The organism is Pseudomonas sp. PA-5-4B (assembly GCF_021606215.1).
Classification (GTDB): Bacteria; Pseudomonadota; Gammaproteobacteria; order Pseudomonadales; family Pseudomonadaceae; genus Aquipseudomonas; species Aquipseudomonas edaphica.
The window spans coordinates 1-18795 of the sequence record NZ_WKDB01000061.1 but is presented as its reverse complement, the minus strand read 5'-3'; the positions used below and the strand labels follow the sequence as shown (position 1 = coordinate 18795).

At 60.0% G+C, this 18795-nt stretch carries 19 protein-coding genes; 7 read left to right on the top strand and 12 right to left on the bottom strand.

The genetic code is table 11. The annotated features are described in order from the left end of the window. Positions 1-11 precede the first annotated feature (11 nt). Positions 12-1337 (top strand): glucarate dehydratase, encoded by a 1326-nt coding sequence (gene gudD / locus GIW28_RS24015; protein WP_138451478.1) that lies wholly within the window; start codon positions 12-14, stop codon positions 1335-1337. On the opposite strand, the gene GIW28_RS24010 is transcribed toward gudD, so the two are convergent. The 4 genes from GIW28_RS24010 to GIW28_RS23995 all read right to left on the bottom strand — a co-directional run bounded on the left by GIW28_RS24010 (position 1306) and on the right by GIW28_RS23995 (position 4132). Further along, the gene (locus GIW28_RS24010) at positions 1306-2256 is read right to left on the bottom strand and encodes a DHH family phosphoesterase (RefSeq protein ID WP_017136962.1); all 951 of its coding nucleotides are present in this window, start codon (positions 2254-2256) and stop codon (positions 1306-1308) included. The genes gudD and GIW28_RS24010 overlap by 32 nt on opposite strands. Positions 2257-2390: 134 nt before the next feature. Then, positions 2391-2765 (bottom strand): addiction module antidote protein, encoded by a 375-nt coding sequence (locus GIW28_RS24005; protein WP_138451474.1) that lies wholly within the window; start codon positions 2763-2765, stop codon positions 2391-2393. 1 nt (position 2766) lies between these two features. Continuing rightward, positions 2767-3069, bottom strand: a complete 303-nt coding sequence (locus GIW28_RS24000; RefSeq protein ID WP_017136964.1) for a type II toxin-antitoxin system RelE/ParE family toxin — start codon at positions 3067-3069, stop codon at positions 2767-2769. A gap of 139 nt (positions 3070-3208) precedes the next feature. After that, on the bottom strand, positions 3209-4132 hold the full coding sequence (locus tag GIW28_RS23995; protein ID WP_236447246.1) for an ABC transporter substrate-binding protein: 924 nt from the start codon (positions 4130-4132) through the stop codon (positions 3209-3211). 272 nt (positions 4133-4404) lie between these two features. On the opposite strand from GIW28_RS23995, the gene GIW28_RS23990 reads away from it, so the two are divergent. Then, positions 4405-5646 (top strand): acyl-CoA dehydrogenase family protein, encoded by a 1242-nt coding sequence (locus GIW28_RS23990; protein WP_170037904.1) that lies wholly within the window; start codon positions 4405-4407, stop codon positions 5644-5646. A 618-nt stretch (positions 5647-6264) separates the two neighbouring features. Then, entirely contained in the window at positions 6265-6588 is a 324-nt protein-coding gene (locus tag GIW28_RS23985; protein WP_017136967.1) for a DUF6124 family protein, read from the top strand. Positions 6589-6722: 134 nt separating this feature from the next. On the opposite strand, the gene msrA is transcribed toward GIW28_RS23985, so the two are convergent. Further along, positions 6723-7229, bottom strand: coding sequence for a peptide-methionine (S)-S-oxide reductase MsrA (gene msrA, locus GIW28_RS23980; protein ID WP_017136968.1), 507 nt, complete (start codon positions 7227-7229; stop codon positions 6723-6725). A gap of 208 nt (positions 7230-7437) precedes the next feature. Between msrA and GIW28_RS23975 the strand changes: the two genes are divergently transcribed. After that, positions 7438-8478: an alpha/beta hydrolase family protein gene (locus GIW28_RS23975; RefSeq protein WP_236447899.1), complete on the top strand. Its 1041-nt coding sequence runs from the start codon at positions 7438-7440 to the stop codon at positions 8476-8478. 179 nt (positions 8479-8657) lie between these two features. On the opposite strand, the gene GIW28_RS23970 is transcribed toward GIW28_RS23975, so the two are convergent. The 4 genes from GIW28_RS23970 to GIW28_RS23955 all read right to left on the bottom strand — a co-directional run bounded on the left by GIW28_RS23970 (position 8658) and on the right by GIW28_RS23955 (position 12616). Beyond that, entirely contained in the window at positions 8658-9965 is a 1308-nt protein-coding gene (locus GIW28_RS23970; RefSeq protein ID WP_236447898.1) for a hypothetical protein, read from the bottom strand. Positions 9966-10181: 216 nt separating this feature from the next. Beyond that, positions 10182-11405 (bottom strand): amidohydrolase family protein, encoded by a 1224-nt coding sequence (locus tag GIW28_RS23965; protein ID WP_170037900.1) that lies wholly within the window; start codon positions 11403-11405, stop codon positions 10182-10184. Between the two features lie 67 nt (positions 11406-11472). Further along, the gene (cynS, locus tag GIW28_RS23960; RefSeq protein ID WP_236447897.1) at positions 11473-11943 is read right to left on the bottom strand and encodes a cyanase; all 471 of its coding nucleotides are present in this window, start codon (positions 11941-11943) and stop codon (positions 11473-11475) included. 31 nt (positions 11944-11974) lie between these two features. Then, complete coding sequence (locus GIW28_RS23955) at positions 11975-12616, bottom strand: carbonic anhydrase (protein WP_017136973.1); 642 nt, start codon at positions 12614-12616, stop codon at positions 11975-11977. A 111-nt stretch (positions 12617-12727) separates the two neighbouring features. On the opposite strand from GIW28_RS23955, the gene cynR reads away from it, so the two are divergent. Beyond that, positions 12728-13621, top strand: coding sequence for a transcriptional regulator CynR (cynR, locus tag GIW28_RS23950; protein ID WP_236458931.1), 894 nt, complete (start codon positions 12728-12730; stop codon positions 13619-13621). Between the two features lie 267 nt (positions 13622-13888). Here the strand turns inward: cynR and GIW28_RS23945 are convergent, their stop codons facing one another. Then, positions 13889-14512, bottom strand: coding sequence for a helix-turn-helix transcriptional regulator (locus GIW28_RS23945; RefSeq protein WP_218172180.1), 624 nt, complete (start codon positions 14510-14512; stop codon positions 13889-13891). Positions 14513-14607: 95 nt separating this feature from the next. Here GIW28_RS23945 and GIW28_RS23940 point away from each other — a divergent pair, with 95 nt between their 5' ends. Then, complete coding sequence (locus GIW28_RS23940; RefSeq protein WP_169984739.1) at positions 14608-16035, top strand: MFS transporter; 1428 nt, start codon at positions 14608-14610, stop codon at positions 16033-16035. 7 nt (positions 16036-16042) lie between these two features. Here GIW28_RS23940 and GIW28_RS23935 read toward each other — a convergent pair whose 3' ends face one another. Both GIW28_RS23935 and GIW28_RS23930 read right to left on the bottom strand, forming a co-directional pair. After that, the gene (locus tag GIW28_RS23935; protein ID WP_236446948.1) at positions 16043-17275 is read right to left on the bottom strand and encodes an NADH:flavin oxidoreductase/NADH oxidase family protein; all 1233 of its coding nucleotides are present in this window, start codon (positions 17273-17275) and stop codon (positions 16043-16045) included. Between the two features lie 72 nt (positions 17276-17347). After that, positions 17348-17770, bottom strand: coding sequence for a MerR family transcriptional regulator (locus GIW28_RS23930; RefSeq protein ID WP_017136978.1), 423 nt, complete (start codon positions 17768-17770; stop codon positions 17348-17350). 159 nt (positions 17771-17929) lie between these two features. On the opposite strand from GIW28_RS23930, the gene GIW28_RS23925 reads away from it, so the two are divergent. Continuing rightward, positions 17930-18760, top strand: a complete 831-nt coding sequence (locus GIW28_RS23925) for an alpha/beta fold hydrolase (RefSeq protein ID WP_236446951.1) — start codon at positions 17930-17932, stop codon at positions 18758-18760. Positions 18761-18795: the final 35 nt, after the last annotated feature.

Sequence of the window (18795 nt, the reverse complement as noted above, 5' to 3'; positions counted from 1 at the left end):
AGGATCCTGCCATGACCACGCCCGTCGTCACCCATTTCCAAGTCGTTCCCGTCGCCGGCCACGACAGTATGCTGCTGAACCTGAGCGGCGCCCATGGGCCATTTTTTACCCGCAATATCGTGATCCTCAAGGACAGTTCGGGCAACACCGGTGTCGGTGAAGTGCCCGGTGGCGAGCGCATCCGCGAAACCCTGGAGGACGCCCGCAGCCTGGTGATCGGCCAACCCATCGGCCAGTACCAGCGCATCCTCAACCAGATGCGCACCACCTTTGCATCAAGGGACGCTGCCGGCCGTGGCCTGCAAACCTTCGACCTGCGCATCACCATCCACGCCGTCACCGCCATGGAGGCCGCCCTGCTCGACCTGCTCGGTCAATTCCTCGAAGTGCCCATAGCCGCCCTGCTGGGCGAAGGCCAACAGCGTGACGCAGTAAAAATGCTCGGCTACCTGTTCTATGTCGGTGATCGCACGGCCACCGACCTGGCCTACCGCAACGAGGCGGACGCCGATGACGAATGGTTCCGCCTGCGCCATGAAAAAGCCCTGACCAGCGAGGCCGTGGTGCGCCTGGCCGAAGCCGCCAAAGCCAAATACGGCTTCAACGACTTCAAGCTCAAAGGCGGCGTATTGAGTGGCGATGAAGAAATCGAAGCGGTGACGGCCTTGGCCGAGCGCTTCCCGGACGCACGCATCACCCTCGACCCGAACGGCGCATGGTCACTGAAAGAAGCGATCCGCCTATGCCGCGATCAACACCACGTGCTGGCCTACGCCGAAGACCCCTGTGGCGCAGAAAACGGCTACTCGGGCCGCGAGGTCATGGCCGAATTCCGCCGTGCCACCGGGCTTAAAACCGCGACCAACATGATCGCCACCGACTGGCGTGAAATGGGCCACGCGATCCAGCTGCAGTCGGTGGATATTCCCCTGGCCGACCCGCACTTCTGGACGATGCAAGGCTCGGTGCGCGTGGCGCAGATGTGCAATGAGTGGGGCCTGACCTGGGGCTCGCACTCCAATAACCACTTTGATATTTCCCTGGCGATGTTCACCCAGGTGGCCGCCGCCGCGCCGGGCGACATCACTGCGATCGACACCCACTGGATCTGGCAGGACGGCCAACGCCTGACCCGGGAACCGCTGAAAATCGAGGGCGGCTACGTCAAGGTGCCGAGCAAACCGGGCCTGGGCGTGGAGATCGATATGGATGCCGTGGCCAAGGCCCACGAACTGTACAAAGGCATGGGCCTTGGGGCGCGGGACGACAGCGTGGCGATGCAGTTTTTGATACCGGGCTGGGCCTTCAACAACAAACGGCCTTGCCTCGTACGCTGAGGTCTTCGCGTGCGGCAGCCAGGGCCAGCTTCACCAGCTCCTTGCGCTGCATCGCACGCCCAAGCACGGCCTGTGTACCTTGCCAATCGAGCGACAGCAGCAGGCTCAGCTTCTGCTGGCTGAGAGAAGGCTCGGCCAACCAATAGCTCTTGCGCTCGCGGATGCTGATAGCGTTCAACAGCCAGTCCTCACCTTGCGCCGCCAGCCATTGTTCAATGGCTGCGTGATGCCGCTGGAGCAACCCCTGCGCATCCCACACCGTCATTTGCGCAATGAGCTGCGGCAGGTTGCGCGTGGCCGTCATGTGTTTCATATCAGCCGCCAGGGCGACCTCAAGGTCGGCTTCGATCGCAGCCTGGCATTCGCTGAAATAACGCTGCGGCCAATCCGCCGTCAGCCCCGCCCGCCGCGCCAGCACCTCGTAGGCCCAGATATCCAGGGATGCGGTCATTTTTCCGGTGAAGTTCAGGGTATTGTCCAGAATCGCCGTGGCCAATAACGCAGCGCTGTGCCGGCTGATCTGCGGCAGCAGGCCGGACCTTTCCCAACGCTGGAAAACCAGCGTTGCCGCAGCACCGATTGGCCGGATATCAGCATCCGCACCCAGCTTCTGCGCCCAGTGGATTTCAAAGCCTGGATGATGGTCAATCACTTCGCACACCTGATCGAGTACCACGACCGGGTCAAAATGATGGTAGTCGGAGACATCCACCAACACGAACTCATCGTCGGCGCCGGGTTGGTAATCGTCCAGCGAGGCCTTCCAACCGAGCACACTGGCACAAACGCTGAAATTGAGTGGCGCACTGCTGACCGCACGCGCTTGAACACCTTGGTGATTCAGCAGTTCAGCGTAGGCTATGCAACAAGCGTAAGCGTCTATATCCAGATAAGCAGAGCCTGAGGTCACGACCCTCATGATTAAATCTCCTTGAAGTACAACTCAGGCGCGGTCCGGTGCCGTGTGTTTTTTGGCTAGGGAACGTTCGCATCAGCGTGTGACAAGACCATGACTTCAAGGAGAAAGATACTGTGAAAACTGACAGTTGCTGATTATTGTCCGTTGTGCCGCGGCATTTTTTTGCTCGCGCCAGCTGCAACGGGCTGCACAGTCAGCTCAACGCCTAACGCCAGCATCAGCTTCTTGATCGTTTCAAAACGTGTTTTAGAGCCGCCCTTCAGGGTTTTATACAGACTCTCGCGATTGACCCCCGCCGCCTCGGCCACCTTGTTCACACCCTGGGCCTTGGCGACTTCAGCCAGCGCCTTCATGAGGATCTGCGGGTCCTGGGACTTCATGCTTTGTGCCAGATAAGCACTGATGATTTCCGGGCTGTCGAGGAAGCGCGAAGCTTCGTAGACGCTGGTGCCGGATGTATCAAGATCGAGGATCGGCATGTCCTCGGGTTTGAATGTCGAGTTACTCATTTCATTTACCTCTCAGGGCATCGAGAATCTCTTTTGCCCGCTTTATGCCTCTTTTTTGGTCGGTTTTATCACTGCCCCACAGCATCAGGTAGGCCGTGATGCCCGTGCGTACAAAATAAATCCTGTAGCCAGGCCCGACGAATACACGCATTTCACTCAGGCCGTCACCGGCCGGCTCGCAATCGCCAAAATTGTTTTCTTCGGCGCGGTCCAGGCGAGTCAGCACCGCCGTTTTGCCCCATAGATCCTTCATACCGTCGAGCCATGTATCAAACTCCGGCGTCCTGCCGATCGAATTGGTCAAAGTCTCACCTGTAGCCTACTGGCTACTCCATACTGATGCTAGTGAATTTTTTGTTCCGGCGCCAACCGGAACCAAAAACCCTAGCTCAGCCCCCGTATCAACAGGCGCCCGAGACTATTAGCGCGTGTTTCGTCCGCGTTTAAAGGGCCTGATCAAACAAGGGCGTCACGTCATAAGGCTGTTTGAGCATCTGCGCATCGACCAGGAAATCCGCCGTGGCCTGGGCTTCGCCGACAATGGTCGGGGAGATCGGCAGCACCTTGATCGCATCACGCTTGAACCACACCTTGGCAATCTCCGGTGCAGATTGGTTGGCCTTCGACCACGCCTGGGCATACTCATCAACGTGGCTGCTGCTCCACACCCGCGCACGGGTGAGACGCGCCACAAAATCTTTGATAATCGCGCGTTTCTGCGCCAGCGCCGGCTCATACGCAACGATGTAGGTCGGCGCGCTCATCAGGCCCTTGGCATTGCGGATCAGGGTGCTGCCCTCTTTCTCCTGCAACGACACGTAGGGTTCCCAGGTGCCGAAGGCATCGATGTCGCCCTGGCTCAGCGCCAGGCTGGCTTCGGCCGGCAGCAGGTATTTGAAGGTCACGCTGCTGCGCGGCACACCGGCCTCATCCAGGGCCTTGTAGGCCAGTTGCTGGCTCCACGAACCGTTCCAGATCGCCACCGTTTTGCCTTTGAGCTCGGCCACCGAATGGATGCCTTTGCGCGCCACAATGCCCACGCCATCGAGGCTGGTCTGGGTGCTGGCGACCACTTTCACCGGCGCGCCATTGGCGGCGAGGCTGATCACCGGCGTATCGCCGACAATGCCCACGTCCAGCGCGCCACTGGCGACCGCCGAGGCCACCGGGGAGCCGGTATTGAAGCGCTTGAAGTCGATTTGATACGGCAGGTCTTTCAGCTCGCCGGACAGCTCCAGGACGATGCGATTGGAGAAGAACTGGTCACCCACCGTCAGGGTCTGCGGCGCTGCCGCCCACACCGATGGGCCGTGCAGTGTCAGCGAGGCCAGGCCCAGCACGGCTAGCAAGTTACGACGATTGATCATAGGAGGAATCCACACAGTTAATGGCTGACTCAACCATCTGTGGGCGTGCAGTCTGGCAATGAGGGAAGGGTTTTGGCAGTCGCCGAGCGTGGCGCCCGTAGAAGCTAACGCAATAAAAGCGCCGGGTTTAATACTGTTGTGCACTATCGATAGAACCGCCGAACAGTGGGTTAGCTATTTTTCGTATTAAAAGTTTGCTGCCCACTGAGTTAGGGTGACGCCACCAGACCACTGGACCCCGCGTCTGAAACCCTTTCTGCAAGGTCCATTGCATGTCGACTCCCGTATTGAATATCTGGGGCACTGCGCCCTCCGCCCGTTACGAACAACTGGCCGCTCCGTTTCGCCCGCTGTTTGCGCAGATCCTTGCACACGCTGCCGAGGCGGATCAGACACGCGCCAGCCTGGCGACAGTGATCCAACAGCTCAACGCTCTGGGTTTGCCACGCTGGCGATTGCCAGTCAGTTACGGCGGGCAAGGCGCGACCTTCGCTGAACTGCTTGCGCTGCTGACAGAGCTTTCCGCCGCCGACTCCAACATCACCCAGGCACTGCGTGGGCATTTTGGCTTTTGCGAAGACGTGCTGTGTGCCAAAGACCGTGACTGGCGCGCCCAATGGCTCGACCGCCTCGGCCAAGGCGCCCTGCTTTCCCCAGGCAGCACCGAAGTCGGCAACCAGGCCCGTGGCGATTTCGGCACCCGCCTGCACCGCCACACCGATGGCACACTGCGCATCAGCGGCAAAAAGTTCTACACCACCGGCGCGCTCTACAGTGACCTGATCAACACCGTGGCCACCGGCGAAGACGGTGTGGTGTACAGCCTGGTGGTCGACCTCAAGGCGCCCGGTGTGCAGATCATCGACGACTGGAATGGCTTCGGCCAACGCCTCACCGCCAGCGGCACCTGCCTCTTCGACAACGCACCGGTGGTGGATGACGATGTGCGCCCCACCACCCAACGCTTCGCCTATGGCCAGTCGTTCTACCAGATCTACCACCTTGCCACCCTGGCCGGCATCGCCCGCCGCGCCGCACTCAGCGGCGCCGCCGAACTCAGCCAGCGCGCCCGCACCTTCACCACCGGCAACGCCGACACCGCTGCCCAGGATGTGCAATTGCTGCAAGTGATTGGCGAAGTCGCCAGTCAAGCCTACGCCGCACAAGCCATCACCCAGCACGCGGCGCAGCGCCTGGACCAGACAGCGCAGTATGTGATTGCGCGAGACCGGCCGCTGCAGGATGACGACTCGCAGGTTGCGTTGGCGGAATTGGAGGTGTGCCTGGCGGTCAATCCCGTGGTGGATGCAACACTGGCGGCGACCACCGGGTTGTTCGATGCATTGGGCGCCAGCGCCACGGCCAGCAACAAGGCTCTGGACCGGTTGTGGCGCAATGCGCGCACGTTGGCGAACCATAACCCGCGGGTGTACAAGTCGCGGATCGTGGGTAATTACCTGGTGAATGGGCTTCTGCCGCCAGCGCAGTGGCGTGTGGGCGTAGCCAAAGCCTGATCAACCACCCAACACAGCACCCGCATGATCGTTCCCACGCTCCGCGTGGGAATGCATCCCGTGACGCTCCGCGTCACATTGCGCAGGCCTTAAAATAGGCGTCGACGGCTGGACGCGGAGCGTCTGAGGCGGCATTCCCACGCGGAGCGTGGGAACGATCAACCCTGTGGGAGCGGGCTTGCCCGCGATGGCGGAGGATCAGTTAACTAATTTATTGACTGACACACCGTAATCGCAGGCAAGCCAGCTCCCACATTTTGTTCGGCGTAAGGCTCATGTCCTACAACGAAGCCTGAAACAGGAAAGTCCGAAGCCACAGCGCCTTGCTCCATTGCCTACGCTTGCGTCAGAATCCGCCGGCTTGTGCGCTGTGGTGGGCGTCTCTAAGGTTGCTCGGTCGCTGACAACTCAGTGATCGGGTTTAGTAGCCCGAGTGACAACATAAAGTGCATGAGCCTCATCTCTCAGATGTTTTTGTCTGTGCTTGATGGTGGCTGTGCGCAGGGCGTCCTCGGGCGCGCCGGCTTTGTGTGTTTCCCCGGTCTACTAACCTGTGCACAGCTGCCACCCTTTCGTTTAGTAGCGAAAAGGTGTCGGCCCTAATCAGGTACAACACACATGTTCAAAATAACGCCGAACCCTCCCAGCGAACCGGACCTGAAACTCAATCAGGCCGCGCATCGAGCAATTGATCACTACCTCAATCCAAAAGCCGACCCGGCTACGCCACCGCCTTCGCTGTTCAACGTCGCGGCCGACGCCAGCAACGAAACCCTGATCACCAACAGCTACGAAACCTTTTCCTCGGTCACCGCCTTGCTGCTCGACCTGTCAGAAGACTTGACCGGAAAACAGCGCGACGTGGCCCTGGCGATTCACCAGTTGAGTGAGTTGGGGGTGCTGTTGATGGACAAGCTGCTGGAACGCGAGGCCGCCGGCTAACGATCAAACACAAAACCCTGTGGGAGCGGGCTTGCCCGCGATGGCGGAGGATCAGTTAACTAATTTATTGACTGACACACTGTAATCGCAGGCAAGCCAGCTCCCACATTTTGCAACGATCATCTCGGCGGCCCTCAAGCCCGCTTCGGCAGCTTCCAGTTCGGCCGAATAAAGTGGCAGGTATACCCATTCGGTATCCGCTCCAGATAATCCTGGTGCTCAGGCTCCGCCTCCCAGAATGGCCCTGCCGGCTGAATCTCAGTGACCACACGGCCCGGCCACAGCTTCGACGCGTCCACGTCGGCCGCCGTATCTTCGGCAATGTCGCGCTGCTGGTCACTCAAGTAATAAATCGCCGAGCGATAGCTGGGCCCCGTGTCGTTGCCCTGGCGGTTAGGCGTGCTCGGGTCATGGATCTGGAAAAAGAACTCCAGAATCTGCCGATAACTGATCACCGCCGGGTCAAACACAATCTCGATGGCTTCGGCATGGTTGCCGTGGTTGCGGTACGTGGCATTCGGCACATCGCCGCCGGTGTAGCCGACACGCGTGCTGAGTACACCAGGATAGCGCCGCAACAGGTCTTGCATGCCCCAGAAGCAGCCGCCGGCAAGGATGGCGGTTTCGGTTGGGTTGGTCATGGTCTGCGCCCTCAGTGGATACGAGGGTAGTTATGGGGCTGGGTTGGCCAATACCAAGGTGGCACAGGCGATTAATCTCAAACACTGACAGACGAACGGGCTAGCGAAACGATCCCCAACGGGGCGGGTATTAACTGCAAACAGGGGATGTGCAGACCACAGGGTTTCAGGTGATGATTCGCTACCTAAATCAAGGACGATAAAAACAATGAAAACCGCTCTACGCGCGCTGTTCCTGCTCTGCCTGGCCGCCCCCGCTTTCGCCGACGAAAGCTCGGTCGGTTTCAAAACCACCACCCTGCCCGATGCGCACAACAATCGCCCACTGGAGCTGGTGGTGTGGTACCCCGCTACCACCTCAGCCAAACCCAAGCTGATCGCCGACAACGCGGTCTTCATCGGCGCCCTCGCCGTGCCCGACGCGCCGCCGGCTGCGGGCGAGCATCCGCTGGTGGTGCTGTCCCACGGTCACGGCGGCAACTGGGGCAAGCAGGTGTGGCTGGCCAGTGCATTGGCGCACAAAGGTTACATCGTCGCGGCGGTCAACCACCCCGGCACCACCACCAAGGACCGCAACCCGCAAGCCGCCGCACAGCTATGGCAACGCCCGGCCGACCTGACCCGCGCTATCGACGCCGTGCTGGCTCAACCGCAACAGTTTGGCGCGGTGGCGAACCAACACATTACTGCTGTCGGCCATTCCCTTGGCGGCTGGACCGTACTGGAAATCGCCGGCGCGCGCTTCGATCCTGACCTGTTCACCCGCGACTGCGCCGCCCACCCAAAGCTGGGCGGTTGCATCGGCTACCACGAGATGAACCCCGCCGCGACACCCGACGGCAAAGCGCGTCTGGCTGCGGACTTGAGCGACAAGCGCGTCACCGCCATCGTGTCTCTGGATCTGGGCCTGTCACGCGGCATGACCGACGCCAGCCTGGCGGCATTCAAGGTGCCCGCGCTGGTCATCGCGGGGGGCGTGCCAACCGAGGATATGGACCCCAACCTGGAATCCGCCGACCTGGTCAAGCGCCTGCCAAAAGCCACGACGCAGTACGTGGAAATCAGCGACGCCACGCACTTCAGCTTTATGTCGATCTGCAAACCGGGCGCGATCGCGTTGATTGAAGAAAGCTCGCCGGGCGATGGCATGATTTGCCGCGATGGCGAGGGTGGGCGGCCACGGGCGGTGATTCAGCAACAGGTGGTGGGGTTGATTACGGGGTTTCTGGGGCAGACAGCTCGCCATTAAAGGACAGGCTATCCAATGAATTGCTCGCCAAGGTGCACAACGGCATGAACCGCGCGATGGAGGGGAGTTTTCGGATTACCGAAGCTCCCCTCCATCTTTCGGAGCAGTAGGAACTAAAATGAGGGGTAGAAAACGCATTGCACCGGGGTAATGGGCATTAACTGCCGACTGCAATATTCTTACGCACCCAATTCACGCTGATAAATATTGAGAAGTTTAGCGTGCATCTCACCCATCCTCTCAAAGGTATTAAACACAACGGCGAGATAGCTTGACTCAATAACGGCGTGCAAGGCCGAAATAAACTGAGCCAGATTCAACTCCATTTCGTACCCACTAAAGTCAATGCGACCGTCTAATAGCGCGTCACGAATGCGACCTTCAACCATACTCCCATCATTATCCGTGGCGTCCATTATCGCCTGCTGTTTGTAGTCCGGACTCTCTATAATCTTCTGCACCAAGCGTTCCTGGTGTTGATTGGCAAATGCCAAAGCGTCAGTAACGTTATGGTGCTCTATAACGCTCTTGAGTTCGTCGATAAACTCGGAAAATGCTTCACCTTCAGCCAGCGGCATTTCCTTTGAGTAGATAGACCTAAGAACAGGGAGCACCTGATCCTTTTCCGGTAAAGACGCCTCATTGACCGACTCTATAGTTCGGGATATCTCAAACACGTCATCCGTAAATTCCTCATCCAACAGAAAGTCACCTACGTCAGCATAGAGAACTTCAAACAACTCATCGACATGATCTTCCGTCACCACTTTAGCTGCATAAATGCGCTGAACCAACGAAACCAAACATCGATTTTCTACAGCTCCCGGAACAAAAACCAGGCGTTTCTCTATTAATTCAGCCTTACCGAGAAATGTCTCCAAGGCGTTAGCAAGCTCCATATTTCTCTTATGAACCTCGTAGCTGAACCCCTTAAGTAAATGCTCAACTATATCAGTGGCAATACTTTTTCTAGATAGCTTTATATGCAGGCTGGGGTCGCATAAAATTTCATTAAAAATCGCCCGCGCGCAGGTCAAATCAGCGTCTTGAAATTCAACTTGCACCTCATGGTGTCTTGAGATCGGCGACGCCTGCGCATCCAAATACGGCAATGACGTCGACGAAATATTCTGTGAGCCCAACACTGTCACGGAACCGTAACTGAGCATTTTCACGTGGCACGCAGCATGAACATACAGCTCGACATGCGCGGGCAGGTACTTTATAAACTTTGTTAGCTGGTATTCGAACTTGGCACGGTCCAAGTCAAAGCCAAGCCCCCCAATACCGACAATTACTCTGGGTGCTTTGGACTTTCCGATAAAATTAACATTCAAAAAATACCCGGCACCCTGCAACTGTTTGTAGTGGGTATAGGTAACGATATGCGTCTGGTCGAGGGACTTTGCCCCATGTGCGCTCACATAGGCGTTATCAGCGTAGTGCTTGTGGAAAATATCGGCAGAAACCGACGCTAACTTTTTCATGGAAACATCCTTGTTCGTCAGAGCGTTATCGATTTGCAGGCTCCGCATACCCAGGCTGTGCTACAGGCATGGGAGACCGCTGTGGGGAACCGAGAGAGTCGCGATACTGCCGCTATTGCTGACAGGCTTTGCGTTGACGGCATCATAGCTCTTTATACTGCGGGGGGATTCACACTATAGCCGCCATGCAGCACTTCCTCTGACGTTGAACAGCGCTCAGAAAACCACCGATCGCTGACACACCGACGTCGCCACAATCTTCCCGCGCTTAAGCACCATCAGACGCGCGGGCAGATCAAGAATCACATCCCCCACCGCTTGCGTATCCAACAACACCAGATCCGCCGCCTTGCCCGGTGCTAACCCAAAGTGCTTAAGCCCCAAGGCTTTAGCCGGGTTGCTCGTGAGCATCGGCAACACCGTGGCCTGATCATCCGCTCCGCCCAGGTGGCAGGCGGGAATGGCCAACTGCGCAATATTGAGCAAGTCGCCGGTGCCAAACGGGGTGAATGCGTTGCGGATATTGTTGGTGGCCAGGCACACATTCACGCCGCCATCACGCAGGGCTCGCACCGGCGCCAGGGTGCGGCGCACGTTGTGACCATCGTTGCGTGCGCCAAGGTGCAGGTCGGTGGCGGGCAGGCACATTACGCTGATGCCGGCCTCGCGGATCAGCGCGATGATTTCGTGCTGTTTGTGCACAGGTACGGCGCCCAGGCTGGTCAGGTGCCCGACACACACACGGCCTTGATAGCCGTGTTCAATGGTCTTGCGAGCCAGGTATTCAATGCTCATGTGCTCGGCGTTGTCGGCAAAATCCTGGTGGAAGTCGATATCCTTGTCGTAACGCTGGGCCAGGCTGAACACATAGTCGATGTGTGCGTGCGCCGAGCTGTCGTTGTACGGAATGCCACCCACCACGTCGGCGCCCTTCTCCATGGCCTCGACCATCATGGCCTGCATGCCCGGTAGCTTCAGAATGCCTTCCTGTGGAAAGGCGACCACCTGGATATCGATCACGTCGCGTAGTTTGTCGCGCAACTCCAGCACCACATCAAAGCCGGTAAACCCTTGCTCGGGGTCGAACTCGGCGTGGGCGCGCACGTGGGTAGTGCCGGCTTGCACCAGGTCGCGCAGTACTTGAGTGGAGCGATCGAGGATGTCGTCGCGGGTCAAGGTGGGTTTGAGTTCGGCCGTGACGGCAATCGCCTCTTTCAGCGTGCCCGAACGGTTGGCCTTGCGGTGCATGACATGGGCTTTTTCCAGGTGCAGGTGCCCTTCGACAAAACCCGGTATCAGCACGTTGCCGTGGCCCTGGATTTCCTGCCGGGCGTGGGCTGAAATGTTCGGCGCGGTCTCGATGATCTTGCCGTTATTGACTGCCACATCCATCAGCGGCCGTGCGTCGTCGATGCGTACATGACGAAAAATCAAATCCATAACTGCGACCCTCCATATAGCTGCCGTGGCCCGAGCGCCTTGCAGCGCCGGGCCGTTACTCAGCTGATCAGAACGGTTTGGTCGGCAGGTACTTGCCATCCAGGGTGATCACGGCGCGGGAGCCACCGTCCGGGTCTTCAACCTTTTTGACGTCCAGCTTGAAGTTGATCGCGCTGATGATGCCGTCGCCAAACTTCTCGTGGACCAGCGCCTTGAGCGTGGTGCCATAGACCTGGATCATTTCGTAGAAGCGGTAGATGGTCGGGTCGGTCGGGATGCCGTTGCCGATGCTGCCGCGCACCGGGATGGTTTGCAGCAGGAGCACGGCATCCGCATCCAGGCCCAGGGTGTCGGCAGCGACTTGAGCGGCGCTGGCGGGCAGTGGGTGCTGGCCGAGCAAGGCGGCGGTCACGAAGGCTTCGTGCAGGCCGGTGCCTTCGGCGATCTGGGCGAACGACAGGTCTTTGCGGGCTTTAGCCAAGAGGATGACGTCGGTCAGGGCAAGGCGAGTGGTCTGGCTGATTTGCGACTGGATCATGGGGTTATCTCCGTGGGTAAAAAGGAAGGTGTTAGTAGGAAACGGCGCGCGCAGTCGGGTTGTCGGCAAGGGCGACGAACTGGCCGGTACGGCCATCGAAGGCCTGGATGCAGCCACTTTCGATGTCGTAGACCCAGCCGTGCAGCGTTACGCGTTTTTCTTCGAGGGCCAGGCGCACTGAAGGGTGCGTCTGGATATTGGCCAATTGCGCGATGACGTTTTCGCGCACCATGGAGGCGACTTTGGCGTGCTGGTCGACATGCTGGCGGGCCTCGTTGACCACCCGGCCGGAGTCGGCGTAGCGCAACCAGCCGGCCACGGCGGGCATGTGGTCCAGGCATTTGCAGGTGGCGATGGCGGTCATGGCGCCGCAATCGGAATGCCCGCAAATCACGATGTCGCTGACTTGCAAGGCGGCGACGGCGTACTCCACCGAGGCCGACACACCACCGGGCTCGGGGCCGTAGGACGGCACGATATTGCCGGCGTTGCGGATCACGAACAGGTCGCCCGGCTCGCGCTGCGTGACCAACTCTGGCACCAGGCGGCTGTCGGAGCAGGAGATGAACAGCGCCCGCGGGCTCTGCTGGTTGGCCAGGTCTTTGAACAGGCCGGCACGCTCGGGGAAGGCATTACGTTGAAACTTCAGGAAACCGTCGATGATGTCTTGCATGGGTGACTCCTTTGGTTCGCGATGCGATGAAGCAAAGGTTACGCAGCCACTTAAATAAGGTAAAAGTCTCATATATGATCAAGATCATCAGATAATCTTATGAGTACAAGCATGCTGGCGCGCCATATCCATTACTTCCTTGCTGTCGCAGAGCATCAGAGCTTTACCAAGGCAGCGACGGCCCTGCATGTCTCGCAGCCGGCGCTGTCGCAGCAAGTGCGGCAGTTGGAGGAGAGCCTCGGCGCGCAGTTGTTTGACCGCTCAGGGCGCAAGACCCGTCTGACCGACGCGGGGGAGGTTTACCTGCGCTATGCGTTACGGGCGGCGCAGGAACTGCAGGAAGGCCAGCGTGCAATCCATGACGTGGGTGATTTGAGCCGTGGGACGCTGAGGATTGCAGTCACGCCCACCTTCACCACTTACCTCGTAGGGCCGCTGGTGGAAACCTTTCACCGCCGCTATCCGAACATCACGCTGAACGTGCGCGAGGTCGCCCAGGAGCAGATGGAGAACCAGTTGCTGGCTGACGAGCTGGATGTGGGCATTGCCTTTGATCAAGCGCACGCACCCGACATCGACAGCTACCCGCTGCTGGTGGAAACCCTGGCGTTGGTGGTCGGCAGCCAACACCCGTTGGCGGGCGAGGCTGCCATTGGGCTGCAGGCGCTCAATAGCGAATCGCTGATCTTGCTCAGCAAGGCGTTCGCCACCCGCGAGCAGATCGACCGCTACTGCAACCAACACGGCATCCGCCCGCGCGTGGTGATGGAGGCCAATGTGATCGGCGCACTGATCGAGGTGGTGCGCCGGACCACGCTGTCGACGCTATTGCCGGCCGCGATTGCACGGGCGCATCCCGAGTTGGTCGCGATTGAACTGGGGCCGCAGCGGCTGCAGCGCACAGCGGTGTTGATGCAGCGCAAAGGGGTGTACCAGAGTTCGGCGGCGCGGGCGTTTATCGAGGTGGCCAAGGAGGTGGCGGTCGCACTGGGAGAAGGGAGCTGACGTGCCGAATCGTCGCACCGCTGCGATGCTACAGGCTGAACGGGCTGTTGTGGCGAGCGGGCTTACCCCGCGTTGGGCTGCGCAGCGGCCCCAGTAATGCCACCGCGTCCTTTCTGAAAAAACGCAGCGCCTGATTTTAGGGCTACTTCGCAGCCCAACGCGGGGCAAGCCCGCTCGCCACAGGGGAATGTGGATACCTTCAATAGCTGTGTTGACACCGATGGCTATCGCAGGCAAGCCAGCTCCCACATTTAATCGGTGGCGCGTTCAGTGAATCCGATAAGCACACCGCCGCGCGCCCAACTGAATATGCTCCACGCGCTCGACCTTGGCACGCAACACCTGCTCGAACACCTGCAATTCTGCGCGGCAAAACCCTTGGCATGCAGTAGCCGCCGCGCAAATCGGGCAGTGGTTCTCCACCAGGATCAGGGCGCCATCCGGCTGCTCGCTGCACTGGGCCATATAGCCTTCACGCGTGCGCAATGCCGCCAGTTTCTCGACCCGCGCTTTGAGGCCGCTGACGCCCTGCATCTCACGCTCATACAACGCCAGGGTCTGGCGCTCGCGCACGTCAATCAAACGCTCAATAGCCTCTTCACCAAAGGTCTCGCGCACGGTCTGCAACAGTTGCACGGTGAGTTCGGAATGGGTATCGGGAAAGCGCGCGTGCCCCGCCGCCGTGAGCTGCCAGACCTGGGTCGGGCGCCCTACCCCACGCACCTCGGAGCGGGCCTCGACCAACCCACTGGCGGCCAGCTTCACCAACTGCTGGCGTGCCGCTTCACCGGTGGTGCCGAGGAACTCACCGGCATCACTGGCCAATTGTGGCCCACGGGTCTTGAGCAGGTGCAGCAAACGCTCCGCCGGCGACACCGGCGAATATTCCAAGTCATCTCTTGACAAAATAAACAGCCTCGTCGCAATATTCAAAGCAATTGCTTGGCAAACTAACCCAAGCCGGACAGCGGCACAAGGAATCGTCGATGCACACCCAAGACAGCAGCTGGAGCGAGTTGCTCCGGGGCAAGAACGCCCCACGTTCTATCGCCCTTTCCGGCGGCATCGCGTTGTATGCCACCAACACTTATATCGCCACGACCATTCTGCCGTCGGTGGTCGCCGAAATCGGCGGGCTGGCGCTGTATGCGTGGAGCACCACGCTGTATGTGGTGGCTTCGATCCTCGGCTCCGCCCTCACTTCCAAGCTGCTGCAACGCACCGGGCCGCGGCTGGCGTATACCGTCGCCACGTTGATCTTTATGGTCGGTGTGCTGATCTGCGCCTTGGCGCCGAGCATGCCGGTGATGCTGGTCGGGCGCTTGATACAGGGGTTGGGCGGCGGCATGTTGCTGGCCTTGTGTTACTCGATGATCCAACTGGTGTTTGAGGAGCGCCTGTGGCCGCGAGCAATGGCGCTGGTGTCAGGCATGTGGGGCGTGGCTACCTTGGTCGGCCCGGCGGTCGGTGGCGTGTTCGCCGAGATGGATGCCTGGCGTTTCGCCTTCGGCGCCATGGTGCCGATAAGCCTTGCCTATATGGTCCTCACCCACCGCGCGCTACCGCCACGCGACGCCACGGCGAGCACGCCGACCCGCTTGCCGGTGCCACAACTGGTGCTGTTGGCTGCCGCCGTGCTGGCCGTGTGCGCAGGCAGCGTTTCGGCGCTGCCGAGCTGGAACCTGCTGGGCATCGCAGTGTGCGCCGTGCTGGTCTATGCACTGGTCCGCCACGAATCCACCGCGACCATACGGCTGCTGCCCAAGGACGCACTGAAGTTCGACGCCCCACTGTGCGCGCTGTATGCAACCACTTGCCTGCTGGTGATCGGCATGAGCAGCGAGATTTTCATGCCGTATTTTCTGCAACACCTGCATGGTCAATCACCGCTGGTTGCCGGGTACATGGCGGCGCTGATGGCGGCCGGCTGGACCGTGTCGGAAATCCTCAGTTCCAGCTGGAGCGGCCGCAGCGCACAGCGCGCCATCCTCGCGGGGCCGCTGTTTATCGTGGCCGGGCTGGTGCTGCTAGCCGTCACCACGCCAGTGGAAAGCCTGGGTGAATGGGCGCGGCTGGCGCCGATCTGCCTCGGGCTGTTCCTGGTCGGTTTCGGCATCGGCCTGGGCTGGCCGCACCTGCTGACGCGCATCCTGCAAGTGGCGTCGGAGCAGGACAAGGACACGGCCGCCGCGTCGATCACCACCTTGCAGCTGTTCGCCATGGCCCTGGGCGCGGCATTGGCGGGAGTGATTTCCAACGTGGCGGGTATCAACGACGCCACCGGCAATGCCGGCATCGCCAACGCGGCACAGTGGTTGTTTGCCCTGTTTACCCTGGCGCCGGTGCTGGCCTGGGTGATGGCGCGGCGCGCGACGCGGGTGAAGGTTGCGGCGGCGCAACTGACCCCGTCCTGACCACCGCCTACGCGCTACGCTTGGCGATCCAGCGGCGATACTGCCGCGTGCGCAAAGCGTTGGCCAGTTGCTGCTCGATCAATGCGCGTAACGGTGATACGCCGGGATCAGGCTGCTTGCGCTGGCTGAGTTTGCGCAGCTGGAACTTGACCAGCGCCATATTGGCCAAGGAGGCGAAGGCTTTGTTTTTCCAAGTGATCGGCGGCAGTTCGGGCGCTGTGTCTTTGCCTTCAAGCCACGCACGCGGCAGTTGCGGATCAATCGCCAACGCGGTGCCGATGCCCACCATGTCCACGCCGCTGTGCACCACGCTTTCAGCCACCGGGCGTCGACGGATACCGCCGGTGACCATCACCGGCATCCTGGCGACCGTCTGGATGTCGTGGGCAAACTCAACAAAATAAGCCTCACGCGCCAGGGTTCGGCCGTCACGCGCGTCCCCCTGCATGGCGGGCGCTTCGTAACTGCCACCGGACAATTCCACCAGGTCCACGCCCAAGTCGTTGAGCCACTCAACCACCTGCTTGGCGTCATCGGCGGTAAACCCGCCGCGCTGGAAATCCGCGGAGTTGAGTTTGACCGCCACCGCGAATTCCCTGCTAACCACCGCCCGTACCGCCTTGACGATATCGAGCAACAGCCGCGCGCGGTTTTCCAGGGAGCCGCCCCACGCGTCTGTGCGTTGATTGCTCAACGGTGAGAGGAACTGACTCAACAAATAACCATGCGCCGCATGAATTTCCACGCCAGTAAAACCGGCTTGTTCGCCCAGGCGAGCGGTGCGCGCAAACCGCTGGATAACCTCGGCAATCATCTCGGCGGTCATCGCCTGGGGTCGGCTGAAGTGTTTGGATAACGTGCCCAGGTCCATGGCGACCGCCGAGGGTGCCCAGGTCTGTTGCCCCAGGTTGGCCTGCATCTGTCGGCCAGGATGATTGATCTGCAACCAGAATTGCGCGCCACCTGCGCGCCCCACTTGCGCCCAGCGCTTGAACTTGGCCAGTTGCTGTTCATCCTGCAACACCACGCCGCCGGGGCCGGTCATGGCGCGGCCGTCGACCATCACGTTACCGGTGATGATCAGGCCGGCACCGCCATCGGCCCAGGCCTGGTAGAGACGCAGCAAATCGGCGGAAGGCGCCTGGTCGGCGTCTGCCATATTCTCTTCCATGGCGGCTTTGGCGATGCGGTTATTGATGGTCGAACCGTTGGGTAATAACAGGGGATCGAACAGATTCATGGAGCAGTCCTCAGTTGGCGTGGGACCACCATAAGATTAAAGCCAACTTTAAGGTCAATGGCTTTTTTCAGGTCAATGCACGGCTTTCTCGCGCTCATCCTGCAGGCGGTTGAGCAACAACTGCGCATTGTCCGCACACGCCACGCCCTCAGGCTTGCCTTCGATGCCGTCAATCACCCGCAGCAACTGGGCCTTATTCTGCGCCAGGCGTTGCTGCAACACCTCGATTTCCTCGACCTTGCGCTTGAGCCCACCGAGCAACGCCTCATGCTGCCAGCCGCCGGCGTTCATCGGCAGCAATTGGCGGATTTCTTCCAGGGAAAACCCTGCCGCCTGTGCGCCCGTGATCAGTTGCAACATCCCCGCTGCCTCCGGCGCATAGTCCCGATAACCGTTGGCCTTGCGCGTGACCGACTTGATCAGGCCGCTCGCTTCGTAGAAACGGATGCGCGATGGCGCCAAGCCGCTGAGTTTCGCCAGTTCGCCTATTCTCATGTTCCACTCCGCGCGCACATTGACCTTGAGGCGGACTGTAAACCTCAAGTGATCAGGCAGCCAAGCGTGGCCGCCCATCGGTTGAGCCGCACTTTGTTCAACCGGTCACGATCAACACGTTGCTGTTGATGGCCGATCAATCACTTTGGAGAGATGAACATGGGGTATGTCACTACGCAGGACGGCGTTGAGATCTTTTACAAAGACTGGGGCCCACGCGATGCCCCGGTGGTCTTCTTCCACCACGGCTGGCCACTGAGCGCCGATGACTGGGATGCGCAGATGCTGTTCTTCCTGGCTAACGGTTACCGCGTCGTCGCCCACGACCGCCGCGGCCATGGCCGCTCCAGCCAGGTCTGGGACGGCCACGACATGGACCACTACGTCGACGACGTCGCCGCCGTGGTCAACCACCTTGGTGTACAGGGCGCCGCCCATGTGGGCCACTCCACCGGCGGTGGCGAAGTCATTCACTACATTGCCCGCCACGGCGAAGACCGCGTATCCAAAGCCGCCATCATCAGCGCCGTGCCACCGTTGATGCTGCAAACACCGAGCAATCCAGGCGGCTTGCCCAAGTCGGTGTTCGACGACATGCAGGCGCAGCTCAAAGCCAACCGTGCGCAGTTCTATCGCGACGTACCATCGGGGCCTTTTTATGGCTACAACCGGCCGGGTGCCAAACCGTCGGAAGGCGTGATCCAGAACTGGTGGCGACAAGGCATGATGGGTTGCGCAATCGCCCACTACGACGGGATTGTGGCGTTTTCGCAAACGGACTTTACTGAGGCTTTGCGGCGCATCACGATCCCCGTGCTGGTGATGCACGGCGATGATGACCAGATTGTGCCGTATGAAGATTCCGGGCCGTTGTCGGCAAAACTGTTGAAGAATGGCACGTTGAAGACCTATGCAGGGTTTCCCCATGGGATGCCGACGACGAATGCGGATGTCATCAACGCGGATTTGCTTGAGTTTTTACGAAGCTAAGTCACTCGTTGCTGCGGCGCCGCACAGAGAAGTAG

Bases quoted from the DNA above. Each gene is read 5' to 3' on its own strand.
- gudD (WP_138451478.1), top strand. From the start codon at position 12: ATGACCACGCCCGTCGTCACCCATTTCCAAGTCGTTCCCGTCGCCGGC.
- GIW28_RS24010 (WP_017136962.1), bottom strand. From the start codon at position 2,256: ATGAGGGTCGTGACCTCAGGCTCTGCTTATCTGGATATAGACGCTTAC.
- GIW28_RS24005 (WP_138451474.1), bottom strand. From the start codon at position 2,765: ATGAGTAACTCGACATTCAAACCCGAGGACATGCCGATCCTCGATCTT.
- GIW28_RS23995 (WP_236447246.1), bottom strand. From the start codon at position 4,132: ATGATCAATCGTCGTAACTTGCTAGCCGTGCTGGGCCTGGCCTCGCTG.
- GIW28_RS23990 (WP_170037904.1), top strand. From the start codon at position 4,405: ATGTCGACTCCCGTATTGAATATCTGGGGCACTGCGCCCTCCGCCCGT.
- GIW28_RS23985 (WP_017136967.1), top strand. From the start codon at position 6,265: ATGTTCAAAATAACGCCGAACCCTCCCAGCGAACCGGACCTGAAACTC.
- msrA (WP_017136968.1), bottom strand. From the start codon at position 7,229: ATGACCAACCCAACCGAAACCGCCATCCTTGCCGGCGGCTGCTTCTGG.
- GIW28_RS23975 (WP_236447899.1), top strand. From the start codon at position 7,438: ATGAAAACCGCTCTACGCGCGCTGTTCCTGCTCTGCCTGGCCGCCCCC.
- GIW28_RS23970 (WP_236447898.1), bottom strand. From the start codon at position 9,965: ATGAAAAAGTTAGCGTCGGTTTCTGCCGATATTTTCCACAAGCACTAC.
- GIW28_RS23965 (WP_170037900.1), bottom strand. From the start codon at position 11,405: ATGGATTTGATTTTTCGTCATGTACGCATCGACGACGCACGGCCGCTG.
- cynS (WP_236447897.1), bottom strand. From the start codon at position 11,943: ATGATCCAGTCGCAAATCAGCCAGACCACTCGCCTTGCCCTGACCGAC.
- GIW28_RS23955 (WP_017136973.1), bottom strand. From the start codon at position 12,616: ATGCAAGACATCATCGACGGTTTCCTGAAGTTTCAACGTAATGCCTTC.
- cynR (WP_236458931.1), top strand. From the start codon at position 12,728: ATGCTGGCGCGCCATATCCATTACTTCCTTGCTGTCGCAGAGCATCAG.
- GIW28_RS23940 (WP_169984739.1), top strand. From the start codon at position 14,608: ATGCACACCCAAGACAGCAGCTGGAGCGAGTTGCTCCGGGGCAAGAAC.
- GIW28_RS23935 (WP_236446948.1), bottom strand. From the start codon at position 17,275: ATGAATCTGTTCGATCCCCTGTTATTACCCAACGGTTCGACCATCAAT.
- GIW28_RS23930 (WP_017136978.1), bottom strand. From the start codon at position 17,770: ATGAGAATAGGCGAACTGGCGAAACTCAGCGGCTTGGCGCCATCGCGC.
- GIW28_RS23925 (WP_236446951.1), top strand. From the start codon at position 17,930: ATGGGGTATGTCACTACGCAGGACGGCGTTGAGATCTTTTACAAAGAC.